The sequence below is a fragment of the Microbacterium binotii genome (genome assembly GCF_021398715.1).
GTDB lineage: Bacteria > Actinomycetota > Actinomycetes > Actinomycetales > Microbacteriaceae > Microbacterium > Microbacterium binotii_A.
On the sequence record NZ_CP090347.1, the window covers coordinates 702,100 to 718,448 of the forward strand.

General features: G+C 66.8%; 17 protein-coding genes. 8 read left to right on the top strand and 9 right to left on the bottom strand.

Features of this window, described 5'->3' with window-relative positions:
* Positions 1 to 297 precede the first annotated feature (297 nt).
* On the bottom strand, positions 298 to 1,464 hold the full coding sequence (locus LXM64_RS03655) for a hypothetical protein (protein WP_234074668.1): 1,167 nt from the start codon (positions 1,462 to 1,464) through the stop codon (positions 298 to 300).
* A 161-nt stretch (positions 1,465 to 1,625) separates the two neighbouring features.
* Here LXM64_RS03655 and LXM64_RS03660 point away from each other — a divergent pair, with 161 nt between their 5' ends.
* Positions 1,626 to 2,591: an FRG domain-containing protein gene (locus LXM64_RS03660; protein WP_234074669.1), complete on the top strand. Its 966-nt coding sequence runs from the start codon at positions 1,626 to 1,628 to the stop codon at positions 2,589 to 2,591.
* Between the two features lie 33 nt (positions 2,592 to 2,624).
* Entirely contained in the window at positions 2,625 to 2,924 is a 300-nt protein-coding gene (locus tag LXM64_RS03665) for a hypothetical protein (RefSeq protein WP_234074670.1), read from the top strand.
* Here LXM64_RS03665 and LXM64_RS03670 read toward each other — a convergent pair.
* From LXM64_RS03670 to LXM64_RS03690, 5 genes are all read right to left on the bottom strand, one after another.
* Complete coding sequence (locus tag LXM64_RS03670) at positions 2,912 to 3,163, bottom strand: hypothetical protein (RefSeq protein ID WP_234074671.1); 252 nt, start codon at positions 3,161 to 3,163, stop codon at positions 2,912 to 2,914. The two genes, LXM64_RS03665 and LXM64_RS03670, sit on opposite strands and share 13 nt — an antisense overlap.
* 247 nt (positions 3,164 to 3,410) lie before the next feature.
* Entirely contained in the window at positions 3,411 to 4,343 is a 933-nt protein-coding gene (locus tag LXM64_RS03675; RefSeq protein WP_234074672.1) for an alpha/beta hydrolase family protein, read from the bottom strand.
* Positions 4,344 to 4,457: 114 nt separating this feature from the next.
* Positions 4,458 to 5,078 (bottom strand): hypothetical protein, encoded by a 621-nt coding sequence (locus LXM64_RS03680; protein ID WP_234074673.1) that lies wholly within the window; start codon positions 5,076 to 5,078, stop codon positions 4,458 to 4,460.
* Positions 5,079 to 5,102: 24 nt separating this feature from the next.
* Entirely contained in the window at positions 5,103 to 5,564 is a 462-nt protein-coding gene (locus tag LXM64_RS03685; protein WP_234074674.1) for a hypothetical protein, read from the bottom strand.
* A gap of 140 nt (positions 5,565 to 5,704) precedes the next feature.
* A complete protein-coding gene (locus LXM64_RS03690) occupies positions 5,705 to 6,301 on the bottom strand; it encodes a dihydrofolate reductase family protein (RefSeq protein ID WP_234074675.1) in 597 nt (198 codons plus the stop codon).
* A gap of 70 nt (positions 6,302 to 6,371) precedes the next feature.
* Between LXM64_RS03690 and LXM64_RS03695 the strand changes: the two genes are divergently transcribed.
* Positions 6,372 to 6,938 (top strand): TetR/AcrR family transcriptional regulator, encoded by a 567-nt coding sequence (locus tag LXM64_RS03695; protein ID WP_234074676.1) that lies wholly within the window; start codon positions 6,372 to 6,374, stop codon positions 6,936 to 6,938.
* A gap of 25 nt (positions 6,939 to 6,963) precedes the next feature.
* On the opposite strand, the gene LXM64_RS03700 is transcribed toward LXM64_RS03695, so the two are convergent.
* The gene (locus LXM64_RS03700; RefSeq protein ID WP_234074677.1) at positions 6,964 to 7,905 is read right to left on the bottom strand and encodes a LysR family transcriptional regulator; all 942 of its coding nucleotides are present in this window, start codon (positions 7,903 to 7,905) and stop codon (positions 6,964 to 6,966) included.
* Positions 7,906 to 8,023: 118 nt separating this feature from the next.
* Between LXM64_RS03700 and LXM64_RS03705 the strand changes: the two genes are divergently transcribed.
* Together LXM64_RS03705 and LXM64_RS03710 are read left to right on the top strand one after the other, a co-directional pair.
* A complete protein-coding gene (locus tag LXM64_RS03705; RefSeq protein WP_234075531.1) occupies positions 8,024 to 9,016 on the top strand; it encodes a putative oxygenase MesX in 993 nt (330 codons plus the stop codon).
* Positions 9,013 to 10,053 (top strand): methionine synthase, encoded by a 1,041-nt coding sequence (locus LXM64_RS03710; protein WP_234074678.1) that lies wholly within the window; start codon positions 9,013 to 9,015, stop codon positions 10,051 to 10,053. The genes LXM64_RS03705 and LXM64_RS03710 overlap by 4 nt, the downstream gene beginning before the upstream one ends.
* A gap of 8 nt (positions 10,054 to 10,061) precedes the next feature.
* Here LXM64_RS03710 and LXM64_RS03715 read toward each other — a convergent pair whose 3' ends face one another.
* Positions 10,062 to 11,612 carry a PucR family transcriptional regulator gene (locus LXM64_RS03715; RefSeq protein ID WP_234074679.1) on the bottom strand — a complete coding sequence of 517 codons (1,551 nt, stop codon included), beginning with the start codon at positions 11,610 to 11,612 and terminating at the stop codon, positions 10,062 to 10,064.
* A 124-nt stretch (positions 11,613 to 11,736) separates the two neighbouring features.
* Between LXM64_RS03715 and LXM64_RS03720 the strand changes: the two genes are divergently transcribed.
* The 3 genes from LXM64_RS03720 to LXM64_RS03730 are packed head-to-tail and all read left to right on the top strand — an operon-like array spanning position 11,737 to position 15,208.
* Positions 11,737 to 13,200: a purine-cytosine permease family protein gene (locus LXM64_RS03720; RefSeq protein WP_234074680.1), complete on the top strand. Its 1,464-nt coding sequence runs from the start codon at positions 11,737 to 11,739 to the stop codon at positions 13,198 to 13,200.
* A 44-nt stretch (positions 13,201 to 13,244) separates the two neighbouring features.
* Entirely contained in the window at positions 13,245 to 14,765 is a 1,521-nt protein-coding gene (locus tag LXM64_RS03725; protein WP_234074681.1) for an amidohydrolase family protein, read from the top strand.
* A 38-nt stretch (positions 14,766 to 14,803) separates the two neighbouring features.
* Positions 14,804 to 15,208 carry a VOC family protein gene (locus tag LXM64_RS03730; RefSeq protein ID WP_137417889.1) on the top strand — a complete coding sequence of 135 codons (405 nt, stop codon included), beginning with the start codon at positions 14,804 to 14,806 and terminating at the stop codon, positions 15,206 to 15,208.
* Here LXM64_RS03730 and LXM64_RS03735 read toward each other — a convergent pair.
* Positions 15,205 to 16,236, bottom strand: coding sequence for a LacI family DNA-binding transcriptional regulator (locus tag LXM64_RS03735; RefSeq protein ID WP_234074682.1), 1,032 nt, complete (start codon positions 16,234 to 16,236; stop codon positions 15,205 to 15,207). The genes LXM64_RS03730 and LXM64_RS03735 overlap by 4 nt on opposite strands.
* Between the last annotated feature and the right edge of the window lie 113 nt (positions 16,237 to 16,349).

Consider the following 16,349-nt stretch of genomic DNA (forward strand, 5'->3'; position numbering starts at 1 on the left):
GCTCGGGGAGGGGCGGTGGGAGATGGCGGGCCGACTTATTCGAGTTGTCGCGTACTGGCTCTACTTCAGGGACAGGTTAGCTGTCTTACTCGAACAATCGCCTCGGGACTGCTGCACGGATAGGTGGTCCCTCGTCCCGACGGGAAGATCAGGGATGCTGGCACCGTGAAGCCAGGAAACGAATCTCGGTCGAAGGACGCCAAGCGCTGGTCTCCCGTCGAGCTTCGGGTCGCGGCTCAGGAGCCTCGTCTCGCTCGACGTGCGTCCGAGTGTGCGATTGCTGTCGGACTTCCGGGTTCAGGTTTGCGGCCAGGGTTCGCCAGGTGGCCATGGATTCGGTAAGCCGAAGAAGGCTCCTGGCTCGATGGTGGTGGGCGTGACAGAGATCCTATTCTCAACCACCTCAACAATGTCGCCGGGCACGTGTAGCGAGGCGGGGGTCGGTCGCTCTGCGTGAGGATGGCGCCAGATAGATACCTCAGCCTTTGGTACGTGGTACGGCTGGAGCTGGTTGACGAGAATCACACTCGAGACGTTGGTGTGCCTCGAGTCGGCGGAGGACCCGAAGTAGCCGTCCATAGACCGGAACACCCGCAACTCACTGACTCCTTCCGACCACTCACCCGTTTCGTGGCCGTAGAACGCGTTCATGCTGTGCCAGTAGTCGCGGTCATGGACGAAGAGTCCGACGGCGATGACAAACGGCTTACCAAGATTGCCGTACTCCCCATCCTTGGATGCAAGCGCACGACGAATCCTCCTGGCATCATCAACGCCCCGCGCGGGCTCGTGCGCATACACGCCTATCGCTCGTCGGGCGCCATCAGCTTTTCCGCGAGCTTCCTTCTTCTTTGGTATAGCGGAGAACTCCGCTGCCCAGTCATCCTGTTTCCACGAGTATCGAGGGGCGACATCGAGATCATGGATGGAATCAGGGTCAAGTCCTGCTAGCCACTTCCGCAACTCCGTTCGTAGACGTGCTGCCGCTGGGTTCGACATTCCCTCCGTGAGTGAGCGAATCATGAGGATGAAGTTAGGGCTCTCCAGGCGGTTGACGACATCGAAGAAGCGGTTGCGTCGAGAGCGTTGAGCGTCTTGGGCATTGGTCCAGGTGGGTACAACCGCTTCCAAGTAGAAGCCGACACCGTCCCTCTCGGCGTAGAAATCCGGGCGACGCGTCGTGTGTGGAAGCGTCGGATGGAGCGTCACTGAGTGCCCTGTTCGCAGAAGCACCTCATGAAGGTAGAGCTCCAGGAAGGCACTGTTGTACTGACGGTCGTCTCCTGAACGGAGACGTGCTCGAAGATCGGCGTAGTCATCGTCGCCCGCTAGGTGACTGGCCCACTCCTCGATGAGGCTGCGTGGGTGTTCCCAGAACGTCCCAGATACCCGATTCAGGAACTCGAAAGAAGACTCCTCGTAGGTAGCGGGAGCTCCATTGGTGCGCGCGTGCGCATCGAACACCGTTGGTCTTTGAGAGGCCATACGTCAGCATTACACCCCTGACACGCCCGATGGTCTTGCCGCGCAGGTCGCCGACACCGGATAGGAGGATTGTTGCGGGAGATGCCGTCCAGTACGGTCTGTGGTGCAGACGCCTGCAAGAGCGTCGCTGGGGGGGCGCTGTGGTACTGCCGCAAACGGAAGATCTGGATAACGTCAGACGGAGCTTCTGGCGAGACCGAGCCATCAATGACCGGGCGTCGATCACGTCCGTCGAACAGCTCTGGAAGTTCTTGGGGGATGGTAAACGCCGGCTCGGGGCGTGGGATCTGAAGGATGGAATCAACCTCTTCTTCCGGGGCCAGTCGAACATCTCCTACGGGGTATCCAACTCGCTGTACAGGGCGGTACGCGCCTCGAAGGGCGGGGGCGAGCGCGTGAGCGAGCTCGATCTCTTTCGTGCGGAGCAGGCGGCCATCGAGTTGCTACGAGCCGAGGGCCTCGGACGTCATATGACGGACGGTCAACTATTGATGTTGATGCAGCACCACCTCATGCCCACCCGATTAATCGATGTCTCGCGGACGCCGCACGAAGCTCTTTACTTCGCGGTGGAGTCAGCTGAGGACACGGACGGCCTGCTCTTCCTGATCAATCCACATGAGCCAATCGAGCGATCGGAGGCCAAGCTCCACAAAGAGCAGTCGTTGCCCTGGGAACGGTACGTCAGAGGTACAAGACAGGCCACGAAGGATTGGACTAACCAAGTATGGCTTGTGGATCATCTCTCGCTTGATGCCCGGATGCACGCCCAGAATGGCGTCTTTCTCGCAGGTGGGCTTGCGCGCCGATACAAAGGAATTCGGTACAACGATGTGCGCCCTGGCGCGACAGGCCCAGTGACCGGTGAGATCCATGCCGATGTCAGTTCGTACTCCATCAACTGGCTTCGGAGTGTGACAGCTGCCCCCAACACGCGTTGGGGCGCTAGCGGATGGGTAGTGCGGATCGAGAGTGGTTGGAAGCGGCCCTTACGCGAACGGTTGAAGCGCGAGAAGGGAATCTGGTTTGATTCGATCTACCCTCCTGTGGATGAAGTCAGCCGTCTCGTGAAGCACGTCATCGCGAAGGTGACTGCCTCGGACTGAACACCCCACGGCTTCTTCGCTATAGCCGACGCGATGAACGAGAAGCAGGCACTGCAACACCGCAGTGAATCGTCGAAGGAGCAACGATCACTCCCGCAACGGGCTGGTCGGGCGTACGCTCACCTGCAGCAAGTCGAAGCAGCGCTCGCCAGACACCGAGCGCTGGTCTGCTCCGCGCCGCCGACACCAAAGAAGGAGGGCAACACCCGAAGCCGGGACCGCCAGGTTCGAGTGCAGATGCTCGTCCGCCCGAAGATCGACTACATGAAGCTTGCCTCAGCCCTGCTCGACATGGCCCGCGAGGAACAGGCGAAGAAGGATCAGAAGCGCTGACCACCACGCCGCCGCTCGATGCCGCTGCGGATGAAGGCTTGGCGCACGCCGTTGTAACTGACCTCGAAATGCGTGGCGATAGCGGCGATCGACTTGCCGCGCTTGTAGAGCGCAGCGGCTTCACGGACCTGGTCCTCGTTCAGCGGCTGACAGCGAAGCTGAACTCCCTCGTCGCGCAGCAGCTTCAGCAGGCCACCCTTCGAGAGGGTGTACTCCACGCAGAGGGATGGAGTCGTCACGCCGGATTGGTACTTCGCGACGATCTCAGCGATGAGGGCCGGATCGAGCCGACGGCGCAGGAGCCGAGACGGTCGCTCCGAGGGCGAGTCTGAAGCTACCAAATTCGGCGCTAGACCAGCCATTTTTCGCAGTTCCACCAGGGGTGGCGGGAGGAGCGCCGATTTTTTCGAGTAGTGGGGTACTGGCTCTACAGACAAGGCCCCCGGTTCCGCCGGGGGTTTTCTGCGTCTCGGCCCCGGCCACGTGTCAACCGTGCCGCCCGTCGAAGAGGGCAGCCGCCTCCGCAGCGACGCGATCGTGGATGCGTCGCCGTGAGACGCCCGGCCCGTCCGCCACGAAGCGCCGGGCGAGGAGCCGTCCGGCGAGGGTGCCTTCGCTGAGAAAGGTGTAGTGCCCGGCGCCGTCGATGACGGTGAGCTCACTGCTCAGCAACGAGCGGACGAGCGGTCGGACGTCTGCGTCAAGGGTGCTCTGATCGTCATCCGATGCGGCGAACACGTGCACCGGGGCGGTGACCGTCGCCAGCGATGCCTCCTCGAGCAGGGGAACGGTGACGGGCGCGATCGCCGCAACTGCTCTCACACGTTCGTCCCGGTAGTCGAGGTCGGCTCGGGTCAATGATTCGATCGCGAGCGGATCGTTGTCGAGGAAGTCCCACACCTCGTCGATGCGGAACCCGGCCTCCGGCGGGACCCGGCACAACGAGGAGTCTGTGCCGCGCGCGTCGCAATACGGCCGCCACCGATCGATCTGCAAGCGTGCGCCGGCGACAGCGAGGGCGGTGTACGCGCCGATCGAGAATCCCGCCACGGAGATCCGTGTCGGGTCGACGCGGACCCCGAACGCGGGGTCGGCGAGCACCTTGTCGATCACGCGCGAGACGTCCGTGGCCCGCTCCCACCACAGGACGGCGCCCGGGAGCGTCAGGCCGCCTCGCTCGGCCGCGGTGCCGCCATGGTGGTTGACCGCGGCCACGATGAAGCCCGCCGCGGCGAGCCTCTGGCACAACCAGGCGATGCTGGCGGCGGAACCCCCGGTGCCGTGCGAGACCACGACGAGCGGATGCAGCCCGTCCGCCACACGTGGAGCATCGCGATCCACGGCGTACCGACCGGTCCGAAAGATCGCGATGCGCTGCTCGCCGACGCGCGCCCGGTCGTGGGTCGGGTACCAGATCATCGTTTGCAGGGGGCGGGCGGGCGCTCCATTCCAAGCGGGCCGGGTCGGATCAGACCACTGTCGCACGATCGCTCCGACAGGACTGCCCTTGCTTGGCGTCATCGTGAGTGTCCGTTACGCGGCGCTCGGGAGCGGCCCGAGCGCCGCGCGAACGTCGGCGATGAAAGCCTCCACATGGCGCCTTCGGAGGGGGAGAATGCCCCGCGCGCCGGCGTGATCGAGGGTGATGTCGTAGCCCATCCCGTCGGCGAATTTCAGTCGCACCACCGGATCCATGAGACCTCCCATCACTCGTAGCCGCACAGCGGATACGAGTTGCGCGGTCTCGTATCGAGCGCTGAGCTTCGCCTCTCCGCCCGTGCGTATCTCGATTGAGCCTGGATACACGCGCACAAAGCCCTGACGGATCTTCTCGCCCTCATAGGGCTCCTTGGTTGCCTCCCACCGGAACCCTCCGAAGATGAGGTATATGACGCCGTCGAAGGTATGTGCGGCGCGTCGGGCTTCCCGCAGATGGTTTGACCATCCGAATGCTGTCGCCCCTGCGAGAAGAACGGACATCCCGAAAGCCAGCACGGTGCCGGGCGTCTTCCAGTAGATGGACGCGACCCCGTACATGGCGAGGGCGAGTGACATGACCGGTGCGGGTAAGCCCGCGAGCAGGCGATAGCCGCGGAAGTGAGTAGGTGCCAACGACATGACCACGCTCTCGACGTTGCCGCGTGCGCTCACCATGTGCTCATCTTGCCGTGATGACAGTCACAATCCCGGATCGCACCTCAGCCTGAGGTCGAGTCTGCCGGCGTATCGATTGGCATCCCTGATCGCGGCGTCGACATCCGGAGGCGTGTCAGAGGATTCCTGCCCCAAGGCGGCGACGGTAACCTCGCCCGACTGTCCGGAGATGACGTACTCCGTCGCGCCGCCGTCGGCGGCTTCGGTGAGCGCGACGCTCTCGGACTTGAAGTAGACCAGTTGATCGCCGTACGCCCAGGCCTCGACCGTGTCGGTGCTGCCCCGCGAGAGGTGGCCGGGGTTGTTCTGGACGGCGCGAGCCATGTGCTTCTCCCAGACGGCGCGCACCTCATCCCTGCGCTCCGGAAGTGTCTTGTGCGTCACGAGGACGGCGAACCCCAGGCTGGTCGCAACGTGATCGGTCATGGTCGTCGGCCTTTCGGGCGGTGTCGGAAACAGCGTCGTGTCGTGCGCGGTCACAGCCACCGAACGATGCTCGTGCTCACCCACAACGGGGGAAGAGCCTCGGTGGTGTTGGCATCGTTCACGAACCGAACCACAACGGCCTCGCCGTCGATGCGGTCGCATCGGGCAGGCCTTCGCTGTCCCACATGGGCAGGCCCTCGTCAGTGGGACATTCTGTCGGCGGAGACGATCGCGGGTGACGCGTACTCCTCGACGACGACGCCCGAGCCGAAGGCGCGAGTGCGGATGAGATCGAACGGGCGCGGTGCGTAGGGGGCGTTGCCGAAGAGAGGGATCCCGCGCCCGAACGCGACGGGGTGGCGTTTCAGGATGAGACGGTCGATCTCCGGCAGCAGGGTGCCCGCGAGCTCACCACCGCCGCACAGCCAGATGCCCAGCCCGTCTTCCTCTTTGAGGCTGCGGACGGTGGCGAGGGGATCGGCGGTGAGCGAGATCGCCGGTGCGACCTCGCGCGCTCGGCGGCTGGCGACGATCTGGCGCAGGTGCGGGTAGGGGCTGTCGATGCCGGCCTCCAGTGCGGGCGCGAGGGTGTTCCACCCCATGATCACGGTGTCGAATCTGGTTCGCGGCGGTTCGATGCCCATTGCCGCGTGCGCGTGCGCGGGCAGCGCGTCGGCGTACTCCTCGAAGAGGACCGAGGAGTGATCGCCCTCGATGAGAAAGGCGTCGAACCCGCCGCCCGGGTCGGCGATGAAGCCGTCAAGGCTGACGGCGACGTAGTAGGAAAGCTCTCGCATAGCGACTCCGATCACGACGGGTGTCGTAGTTAAACTACAGCAGGCGTCGTGGTTTGGCTAGCATGGGGACATGGTTCGAAACGACGAACGCCGTTCTGCCCTCGCCGACGCGGGGATCCGCGTGCTCGCGGAAGAAGGAGCGAGGGGACTCACCCATCGGGCGGTGGATGCCATCGCCGGCACCCCCCGCGGCACCGCGTCCAATTACTTCCCCACACGCGGAGACCTCATCTCCGCATTGGTGAATCGCATCGAAGAGCGGCTGACTCCCGACCCTGACGCCATTGCGTCACGCGATTCCCGCTCACCCGACAAGGTGCTGTTCGCGGACTACCTGCGCGACGTGGTGCGGCGCCTGAGCGCCGACCCGCACGTCTCGCTCGCTCTCTTCGAGCTCCGGCTCGAAGCGGCGCGCAAGCCCGCTGTCGCCGCGGCGTTAGGAGCCTGGCGGCAGCGCGCCTTCCTCGACGACGTCGCGTTCAACGAGGCCGCCGGGCTTCCCGGAGGGCGGACCGAGATCGCACTGCTCCACTTCGCGATCGACGGGCTCCTGCTCGACCATCTCACAGTGCCGCTCGACGCCGGTCTCACGGTCGAGGCGGCCGTGGATGAGCTCGTCGATCGGATCCTTCCGTAGGAGTGGATGCGGGCGAGGATAGCCCCTACCCCGACACCTCCACACCGAAGCTCGACACCACGGCCCGCACCTCGTCGAGGTAGCGCTGCGCCTGCTCGGTGAGCCCGAGGGCGGCCTGACCGATCCAGCCGATCTCGATCCTCTCGTCAACCTCGAGGGGGACGGCGACGATCTCGGGATCGAGGTCGTCGCTGATGATGCCGGTGGAGATCGTGTAGCCGCCGAGCCCGATCATGAGGTTGAAGATGGTCGCGCGATCGGACACCCGGATCTCCTGCTTCGCGGAGAGGGTGGAGAGGATCTCCTCGGCGAGGTAGAACGAGTTGTTCGCGCCCTGATCGAAGGTGAGTCGCGGCAGATCGGCGAGGTCGTCGAGCGTTGCGCGACCCCGGGCGGCGAGCGGGTTCTTCCGCGAGATGAAGATGTGCGGTTCGGCGAAGAACAACGGATGGAAGGCCAGCCCCGCATCGCGGAGCAGCTTGTTGATGACGTTCCGGTTGACGTCATCGCGGTACAGGATGCCGATCTCGCTGCGGAGCGTGCGGACGTCCTCGATGATGTCCCACGTGCGCGTCTCACGCAGCGAGAACTCGTACTCGGCCGCGCCGAAGCTCTTCACCATCCGCACGAACGCGTCCACGGCGAACGAGTAGTGCTGCGTGGAAACGCCGAGCAGGCGTCGGGCCGGCGGCCGGCCGAGGTAGCGCTGTTCGAGGAGCGCGACCTGCTCGACGACCTGCCGTGCGTAGCCGAGGAACTCGGTGCCGTCGGCGGTGAGCGTCACGCCCCGTGCCGACCGGATGAGGAGGGCCCGTCCGACGCGGGCCTCCAGGTCCTTCATCGCCGCCGACATCGTGGGCTGCGAGACGTAGAGCAGATCGGCCGCGGCGGAGATGGATCCCTCCGCCGCCACCTCCACGAAGTAGTGGAGCTGTTGCAGCGAGATGCCCGCGGAGGTCTTTGCCATAGACGAAGGCTATAGGAGCGCATAGTCACGTCGAATTACCCGATGGGTTCAGATCCTCGGCACGATGGCACGACACCCCCGCGACCCACCCGCCGCGCGAGAACCCGATTGGCTGCGCATGACGAACGAGCTCACGTTCCGTATCTCCACGACACCGTTCGACGAGGACTACTCGCCCTCCGCCGACTCCCGTGCCACGACGAACTTCGCCAACCTCGCCCGGGGGGAGGACCGGCAGCAGAATCTCCGCAGCGTGCTCACGATGATCGATCGCCGGTGCAACGACCTCGCCCGGTGGGACAACCCGAACGGCGACCGGTACGCCATCGAGCTCGAGATCGTCTCGGTGGATGCGGCGCTGGTCGTCGACGGGGAGGAGCGCCACTTCCCGCTGCTCGAGGTGCTCGACGTCCACATCCGCGACTCGCACACCGGCATCCGGCATCACGGGATCGTCGGCAACAACTTCTCGTCCTACGTCCGCGACTACGACTTCAGCGTGCGTCTTCCCGCCGTCACCGCGGATGCCGGCGCGTTCACCGTGCCCGACGACTTCGGTGTCCTGCACGGCGCGCTGTTCCAGGCGTTCCTGGACTCGGACGCCTATCGTGAGCGCTTCGAGGCGCCCCCGGTGATCTGCATCAGCGTCTCGACGAGCAAGACGTACCGCCGCACCGACAACACGCATCCGGTGCTCGGTGTCGAGTACCTCCAGAGCGACTATTCGCTGACCGACGAGTACTTCTCCCGGATGGGGCTGCGGGTGCGCTACTTCATGCCCGCGGGCAGCGCGGCGCCGCTCGCGTTCTATTTCCGCGGCGACCTGGCCAACGACTACACCAATCTGCAGCTCATCGGCACGATCAGCACGATGGAGAGCTTCCAGAAGATCTACCGCCCAGAGATCTACAACGCGAACGCGGCGGCAGGTAGCGTCTACCGCCCGAGCCTGGAGCACGGCGACTTCTCGCGTACGCGGGTCGACTACGACCGCGTCGAGCGCGCGCAGCTGGCGATCACACAGGGCACCTACGCCGCCGAGCACTTCCTGACGCCCTACGGCGATGTGCTCGCACGGTGGGCCGGTCTCGAGCCGGCGCTCGCGCGATGACCCGCGCAGACACGCCCGCACTGCTGCCGACCGCGATCGTCGGGAGCCTCCCGAAGCCCTCGTGGCTCGCGAAGCCCGAGGTTCTCTGGTCGCCATGGGAACTGACGGGTGAGGCCCTCGTCGAGGGCAAGCAGGATGCGTTGCGCATCGCCGTGCAGGAGCAGCAGCGCCGCGGCATCGACATCGTCAGCGACGGCGAGCAGACCCGGCAGCACTTCGTGACGACCTTCATCGAGCACCTCGCCGGTGTCGACTTCGAGCGCCGCGAGACGGTGCGCATCCGCGACCGCTACGACGCGAGTGTGCCCACCGTCGTGGGCGCCGTGAGCCGGCCCGAGCCGGTCTTCGTCGACGACGCGCGGTTCCTCCGCCAGCAGACGGACCGCCCCCTGAAGTGGGCGCTTCCCGGCCCCATGACGATGATCGACACGCTCGCCGACCGCCATTACGCCAGCCGCGAGAAGCTGGCGTGGGAGTTCGCGGTCATCCTCAACGAGGAGGCCAGAGAGCTCGAGGCGGCGGGCATCGACGTCATCCAGTTCGACGAGCCGGCCTTCAACGTCTTCTTCGATGAGATGCGCGACTGGGGAGTGGCGACGCTGGAGCGTGCGGCCGAGGGGCTGCGGGCCGAGACCGTCGTGCACATCTGCTACGGCTACGGCATTGAGGCGAACACCCGGTGGAAGCAGACGCTGGGCACCGAATGGCGTCAGTACGAGGAGTCCTTCCCGCTCCTGCAGGGTTCGGCGATCGACATCGTGTCGCTCGAGAGCCACGGCTCCCGCGTTCCGATGGAGCTCATCGAGCTCCTCCGCGGCAAGAAGGTCATGCTCGGCGCCATCGACGTCGCCACCGACGAGATCGAGACGCCCGAGGAGGTCGCCGACACCCTCCGCGACGCGCTGCGCTACGTCGACGCCGACAAGCTGATGCCCAGCACCAACTGCGGCATGGCGCCGCTGCCACGCGACGTGGCGCTCGCGAAGCTCAGCGCGCTGACCGCCGGTGCCGCCATCGTGCGCGAGGAGCAGGACTGACCCCACCGTCACGCGTTCGGGCTCCTCGGAGCGTCCTGCTTCGCCTCGGCCGCAGCTGCGGCCTGGCGCCGTGCCTGTTCGAGGAAGACCGCGGTGAGCACCGCGCCGATCCGCGCCGACCCCGGCTCGAGCGGACCGAGGACGCCGGTGATGCGCTCGAAGCGCTGGTAGAAGGTCTGTCGATGGATGCCGAGGGATGCGGCCGCATCCGTCTTGCTGCCGAGGTTCGCCGCCAATGCGCGCAGCGTGTCGAACAGCTCGCCGTGCGCGACGGCGTCCCGATCGAGCAGGGCGCCGATCTGCTCGTCGATGAACTCCACGACCGGCTCGATCTGCGACAACAGCGGCCAGAGCCGCGTCACGGCGATGCTCGCCGCATCCACCACCGGATCCGCATCCGACGTGTACGGCACGCTCTCCCTCGCGGAACGCACGGCTCGCACGGCCCGGTCCACGCTCGCGCTGGTGGGTCCGACCGCGGCGCGCACTCCGCCGCGAGCGGCGAGGCGGCGCAGCGCATCCGTCACCGCGCCGCGCACGTTCTGCGCGTCCCTTGACGGGGCGAACCCCACGATTCCGACGTACTGGCCGTCGGCGAACTGCCCGGTCGAACGCGGCGAGATCCCGGCGATCGCGTCCTGCACGGCCGTGACGTTCGAGGCGTCGTCGAGTTCGACGACGAACGGGATGAACCGGTCGTCGGGCTCGAACCCCAGCCGCACGGCCAATGTCGTGAGCTCACGCGCGTGCTCGGCGGCGGAGGTGCGCGGCCCGCTCGAGGCCAGCAGCGAGATGAAGCGGCTGCGGCGCCGATCGTGAGGAGAGAGCGGATGCGTGCGCAGCAGCGCGATGGCGAGGATCTCGGGCGCCCGTGACAGCGCGCCCGAGATGAGGTGGATGTCGGCGTCCGCCGCCGGGCGCAGCGTCAGTGTGGCGACGACCGTGCCGCCGAACGAGACCGGCGCCGTGTACTCGATGCCGAGCGACGGCGTATCGGCGTCGACGAGCGCGACTCCCAGTGTCTGACCGGACAGCGACGTGAGCTGCGCCGACGAGTTCGCCTGATCACGGATGAGGGCGAGCAACTGGTCGATGCTCGCGAGGTTCTCGATCGCCTCGGAGAGGGCGAGGGAGATCCGATCGGCGATGCGCAGGCGCCGCAGGCTCACGTCGGCGAGCTGGCTGTTGATGCTCTCGCAGATCTGCACGAACGGCACCCGGCGTCGCAGGTGGATCACGGGCAGGCCGCTCGCCTCCGCGTGCGCGATGAGCGCCTCGGGGATGCGGGGGAGGCGGGGCGTCGTCTCCACGGCGAGCGCGGCGATGTCGCGTGCGACCAGGGTGTCGACATAGGTGCGCAGCTGGGCCGCATCCGCCGAGACGAGGTTGACCCCCTCCATGAGGATGAGCTCCCCGCCGCGCAGGAGCGGCGCGATGTCGAGTTGTTCACTCGCGTGCACCCAGCGCACATCCACCTCGGATGCGATGCCGCAGACGAGTTCGGGTTCGGTCTTCTGGACGACGGCGTCCGCGAGGATCTGATCGAGCAGGAGGGGCATACATTCTGTCCATTCGCCGTGACCGCGAGTTTACAGAGCGCCGCGAGCGCGGAAACACCGCCGCCGCATGCTGGGTGGCGACCCGCTCCACTGATCGCTCCACCTCGCGAGAAGGACACCGCCCATGTCTTCTGCCAGCCCGCACGACATCGAAGAGACGCTCCAGCCGATCGCCGAGTCCGCCCGTACGACCCGCGTGTCGGGCCAGTTCTGGATCTGGATGGGGGCCAACATCGCTCCCATCAACTGGGTGCTGGGAGCCCTCGGCATCAGCATGGGTCTCAGCCTGCTCGACACGATGCTCGTGCTCGTGATCGGCAACCTGATCGGCATGGGCCTGTTCGGCATCTTCGTCCTGTTCGGTCAGAAGACCGGCGTCACCGGCATGCTCCTCGGCCGCGCCGTGTTCGGCCGCCGCGGCAACTACCTGCCTTCGGTGATCCAGGCGGTCGTCGTCATCGGATGGTGCGCCGTCAACACGTGGATCGTCCTCGACCTCGTGACGGCCCTGCTCGGCGAGCTGGGATGGCTGGATCCGACCCAGGCGAACATCGGCTGGAAGATCGGCATCGCCGCCCTCATCATGGCGATCCAGGTGGGCGTGGCGCTCGCCGGATACAAGGCGATCGCGGCGTTCGAGCGATGGACGGTGCCCCCGACCGTGCTCGTGCTGGTGATCATGTCGATCGTCGCGTGGTTCTTCCTCGACATCGACTGGGGCTACGCGGGTCCCGCCGGCGCGGAGCTCTCCGGTGGCGACCGCATCGTCGCGATGTCGGCCGTGATGACCGCCATCGGCATCGGCTGGGGCATCACCTGGCTGACCTACGCGGCGGACTACTCGCGCTTCATCAGCACGAGCGTGCCCCGTCGCAAGCTCTATCTCGCCAGTGCGCTGGGGCAGTTCATCCCCGTCATCTGGCTCGGTCTGCTCGGAGCGTCCCTCGCGACGAAGAACGGCACGGTCGATCCCGGCCAGCTCATCGTCGAGAACTTCGGCGCCCTCGCGATCCCGGTCCTGCTCCTCGTGCTGCACGGGCCCATCGCGACCAACGTGCTCAACATCTACAGCTTCAGCGTCGCCGCCCAGGCGCTCGATCTCAAGGTCGGCCGCAAGGCCCTCAACATCCTCGTCGGCGTGCTCTCGCTCGCTGCCGCCGTCTTCTTCATCTTCCAGGAGGATGCGGCCCAGACCCTCGACGCGTGGCTGGTCGGGGTGGTCGGCTGGGTCGCCACGTGGGGCGCGATCATGCTCGTGCACTACGGCATCTTCGAGCGCCGCTCGCGCCGGTTCGACCACCTGTTCGACGCCGTCGGATCGACGCGTCTGCCCGACGTCAACCCGCGCGCATTGATCGCCTTCTTCGTCGGGATCGTCTTCACCTGGCTGTTCCTGAACGGGATGGTGCCGGCGCTGCAGGGCCTCGGCTCGCAGGCGCTCGGCGGTCTCGACATCTCCTGGCTCACGGGCGGCGTCGCCGCCGGCCTCACCTACTGGCTGCTGGCCCGAACCAGCCACAAGCGCTGGATCGAGGCGCAGCAGTTCACCGATGCGGCCGAGCCCCGCGAGACCGTATCCGCCCGCTGAGGATCCCCGCCCCGCCTCGCCCCACCCCTCGACGGAGAACCACCATGAGCACCTTCATCCGCGACGCCCACGTCATCACCATGGACCCGATCTCGGGCAGCACCCCGCTGGTGCGCAGCATCCGCATCGCCGACGGCGTCATCATGGCGATCGGCGAGCACCTCGAGCCCGAGCCTGGCGACGAGATCATCGAGGGGCGTGACCGCCTGGTCGCACCCGGTTTCGTGAACGCGCACACCCACTCCTGGGAGATGCTCTACAAGGGTCGCTACGACAATCTGCCGCTGGAGATGTGGATGGCGATGTCGTATCCGATCCTCGGCGACAGCCGGGTCGCGCCGGACCTCGTGCGTCTTCGCACGACCCTCTTCGGCATCGAGTCGGTCAAGGCGGGGGTCACGACGCTCGTCGACGACGTGCTCGAGACCCCGGGGCAGGACCACGAGCAGCTCGCCGCGGTCTTCGACGCCTACGAGCAGTTGGGCGTGCGGGCGAACGTCTCGGGACACGTCATCAACCGGCCCTTCCTCGACACGGTGCCCTTCGCCGAGGAGTACCTGCCCGACGACGTGGTGCGCGAGATCCGCTCCGTACACGTGCCGTCCACCGAGGAGTATCTGAGGTTCGCCCGCGAGGCCTTCGCCGCGCACCACGGTCGCGCGAACGGCCGGCTACGGTTCATGGTCGCGCCCTCCGCCCCGCAGCGGTGCGAGCCGGCACTGCTGACCGGGGCGACCGAGATGGCGCTCGAGTTCGCGGCGGAGTGCCACATCCACGTGCTCGAGACCAAGACGCAACTGGTCACCGGAGACGAGTCGTACGGCGGGAGCCTCGTCTCCTACATGGCGTCGATCGGTGCGCTCTCACCGAACACGACGCTCGCCCACGGGATCTGGCTCACGGATGCCGACATGCAGACGGTCGCTGCGGCGGGCACCTCGATCTCCCACAATCCCATCTCCAACCTCAAGCTCGGGTCGGGGATCGCCGCGTGGCGCAAGCTGCAGGACGCGGGCGTCAACCTGGGCCTCGGCACGGACGGCTGCTCGAGCAGCGATTCGCCGCGGATGCTCGATGTCGTAAAGACCGCGGCTCTGCTGCACAAGGTCACCGAGCCGGACATCAGGCAGTGGCCCACGGTCGCCGAGGTGCTGGCCGCGGCCACGATCGGAGGAGCGCGCAGCGCCGTGCTCGACGACGTCGTGGGCTCGCTCGAGGTCGGCAAGCAGGCGGACCTCGTGATCTACGACCTCGAGACCATGTCGTTCACGCCCCGTCAGAAGCTCGACCTGCAGCTCGTCTACTCCGAGAACGGCTCCTCGATCGACATCGTCATGGTGCAGGGGCGCGTGGTCGTCGCCGGCGGCGAGGTGATCACGGTCGACGAGCGCGCCGCACGGGCCGAGCTCGCCGAGCGTCTCGACGAGATCATCGACCGTCAGGACCGCCTCGACGAGCGCAACGAGGCGGTGATGCCCGGACTCGCGCGCATGTACGAGCGTGCGACGTCCACCCCGGCCGCCGTCAACCGCTTCAGCGGCGACGAGCGCGCCTGGCTCGTTTGATCGTGTGGCGGGTCGGGGGCGGACGGTAGCCTGCCGGAATGGCCGCCCCCGTCCCGTACCTGCAGTTCGCCGGCATCGCCGCGGACGCGCTGAAGACCTACCGCGACGTGTTCGGCGGTGAGCTGGAGCTCCACACCTTCGCCGAGTTCGGCCGCCAGGACGGCGCGCCGTCGTGGATCGCGCACGGCGAGCTGCGCGGTCCCGTCGACCTGTTCGGTTCGGATGCGGCCGACGGCGCCGCATCCGTCCAGGTGCACGGCGTGCTCTTCGCGCTCCTGGGCGCCGGCGACGCGGCGACGTCCCGGCGATGGTTCGACGCGCTCGCCGCAACAGGAACCGTCATCGAGGCCATGGGGGAGCGACCGTGGGGCGATGTCGACGGACAGGTGCGCGACGCGTTCGGCGTGACCTGGCTGATCGGCTATTCGCCCGCCGGCGCTTAGCCGAGGGTCGCCGACCGGACGGAGGCGCGCACGACGACCGGCATCTCCACGAGGTGGATGCCGGGTGGCGGGCCGTCCGGCTCGAGCAGGAGTTCGACAGCGCGACGGCCCATCTCCTCGTGCGGCAACCCGATGGTGGTGAGGCCCGGTCGCAGGTAGGCCGCGAGCTCGTCGTTGTCGAAGGAGACGAGCGACACGTCGTCCGGGATGCCGATGCCGGCCTCGGCCAGCGCCTGCGAGGCACCGAAGGCCAGCCGGTCGTTGAGGCAGATGATCGCCTTCGGGCGCTCGCCCTCGCTCAGCAGGCGTGAGATCACCTCGTGGCCGCTCGCGGGCTCCCACAGCCAGATGGATTCCGAGCGTGCGAGCGTCATGCCGCGCTCGCGGAGCGTCTCGGACATGCCGCGGATGCGGGATGCGACCGTCTCGGAGCGGAACACGTCGCGCTCCGCCTCGGCGTCGTAGCCGAGCAGCACGATGCCGTCGGTGATGCCGGCGTCGGCGAGCAGCTCGACCGCCCGGCGCCCGCCGGTCTCCTCGTCGGGGAGCACGCTGCAGGTGTGCACGTCATTTGTCGCGTTGAGCATCACGATGCGCGTGCGGGAGGGCAAGGGCGGCACGAAGGTCTCCCGCGCCCGCATGGAGGCGAAGATGATGCCGTCGACCTGACGATCCAGCAGCGCCGAGACGGCTTCGACCTCACGCTCCGGTTCACCGCCGGTCTCGGCGACCAGCACGACGTGTCCCGCAGCCTCCGCCGCTTCGAGGGACCCCTTGATGAGTCCGCTCGCGAAGCGGGTCGTGGCGACGTGATCGGAGACGAAGCCGATCGTGTGGGTGGTGTCGGTGCGCAGCGCCCTGGCGGCGACGTTCGGTCGGTATCCGAGCTCGGATGCGGCGGCGTGCACGCGCTCATGGGCATCGGCCGACAAGCGGGTGTCGGGGCGGCCGTTGAGGATCATCGATGCGGCGGACGGTGACAGCCCGGCTTTGCGCGCGACATCCGCAAGGGTGACTCGCTTCCCCACGCACACCTCCTTGAATGCTCCCCCAGCGTACGCGGAGCGGACATTGACACTGGGGACCCAGTATGCGCACAATGTGCGTGCTAAATCCATTCAGCAACCGGATCGGCGAGAAC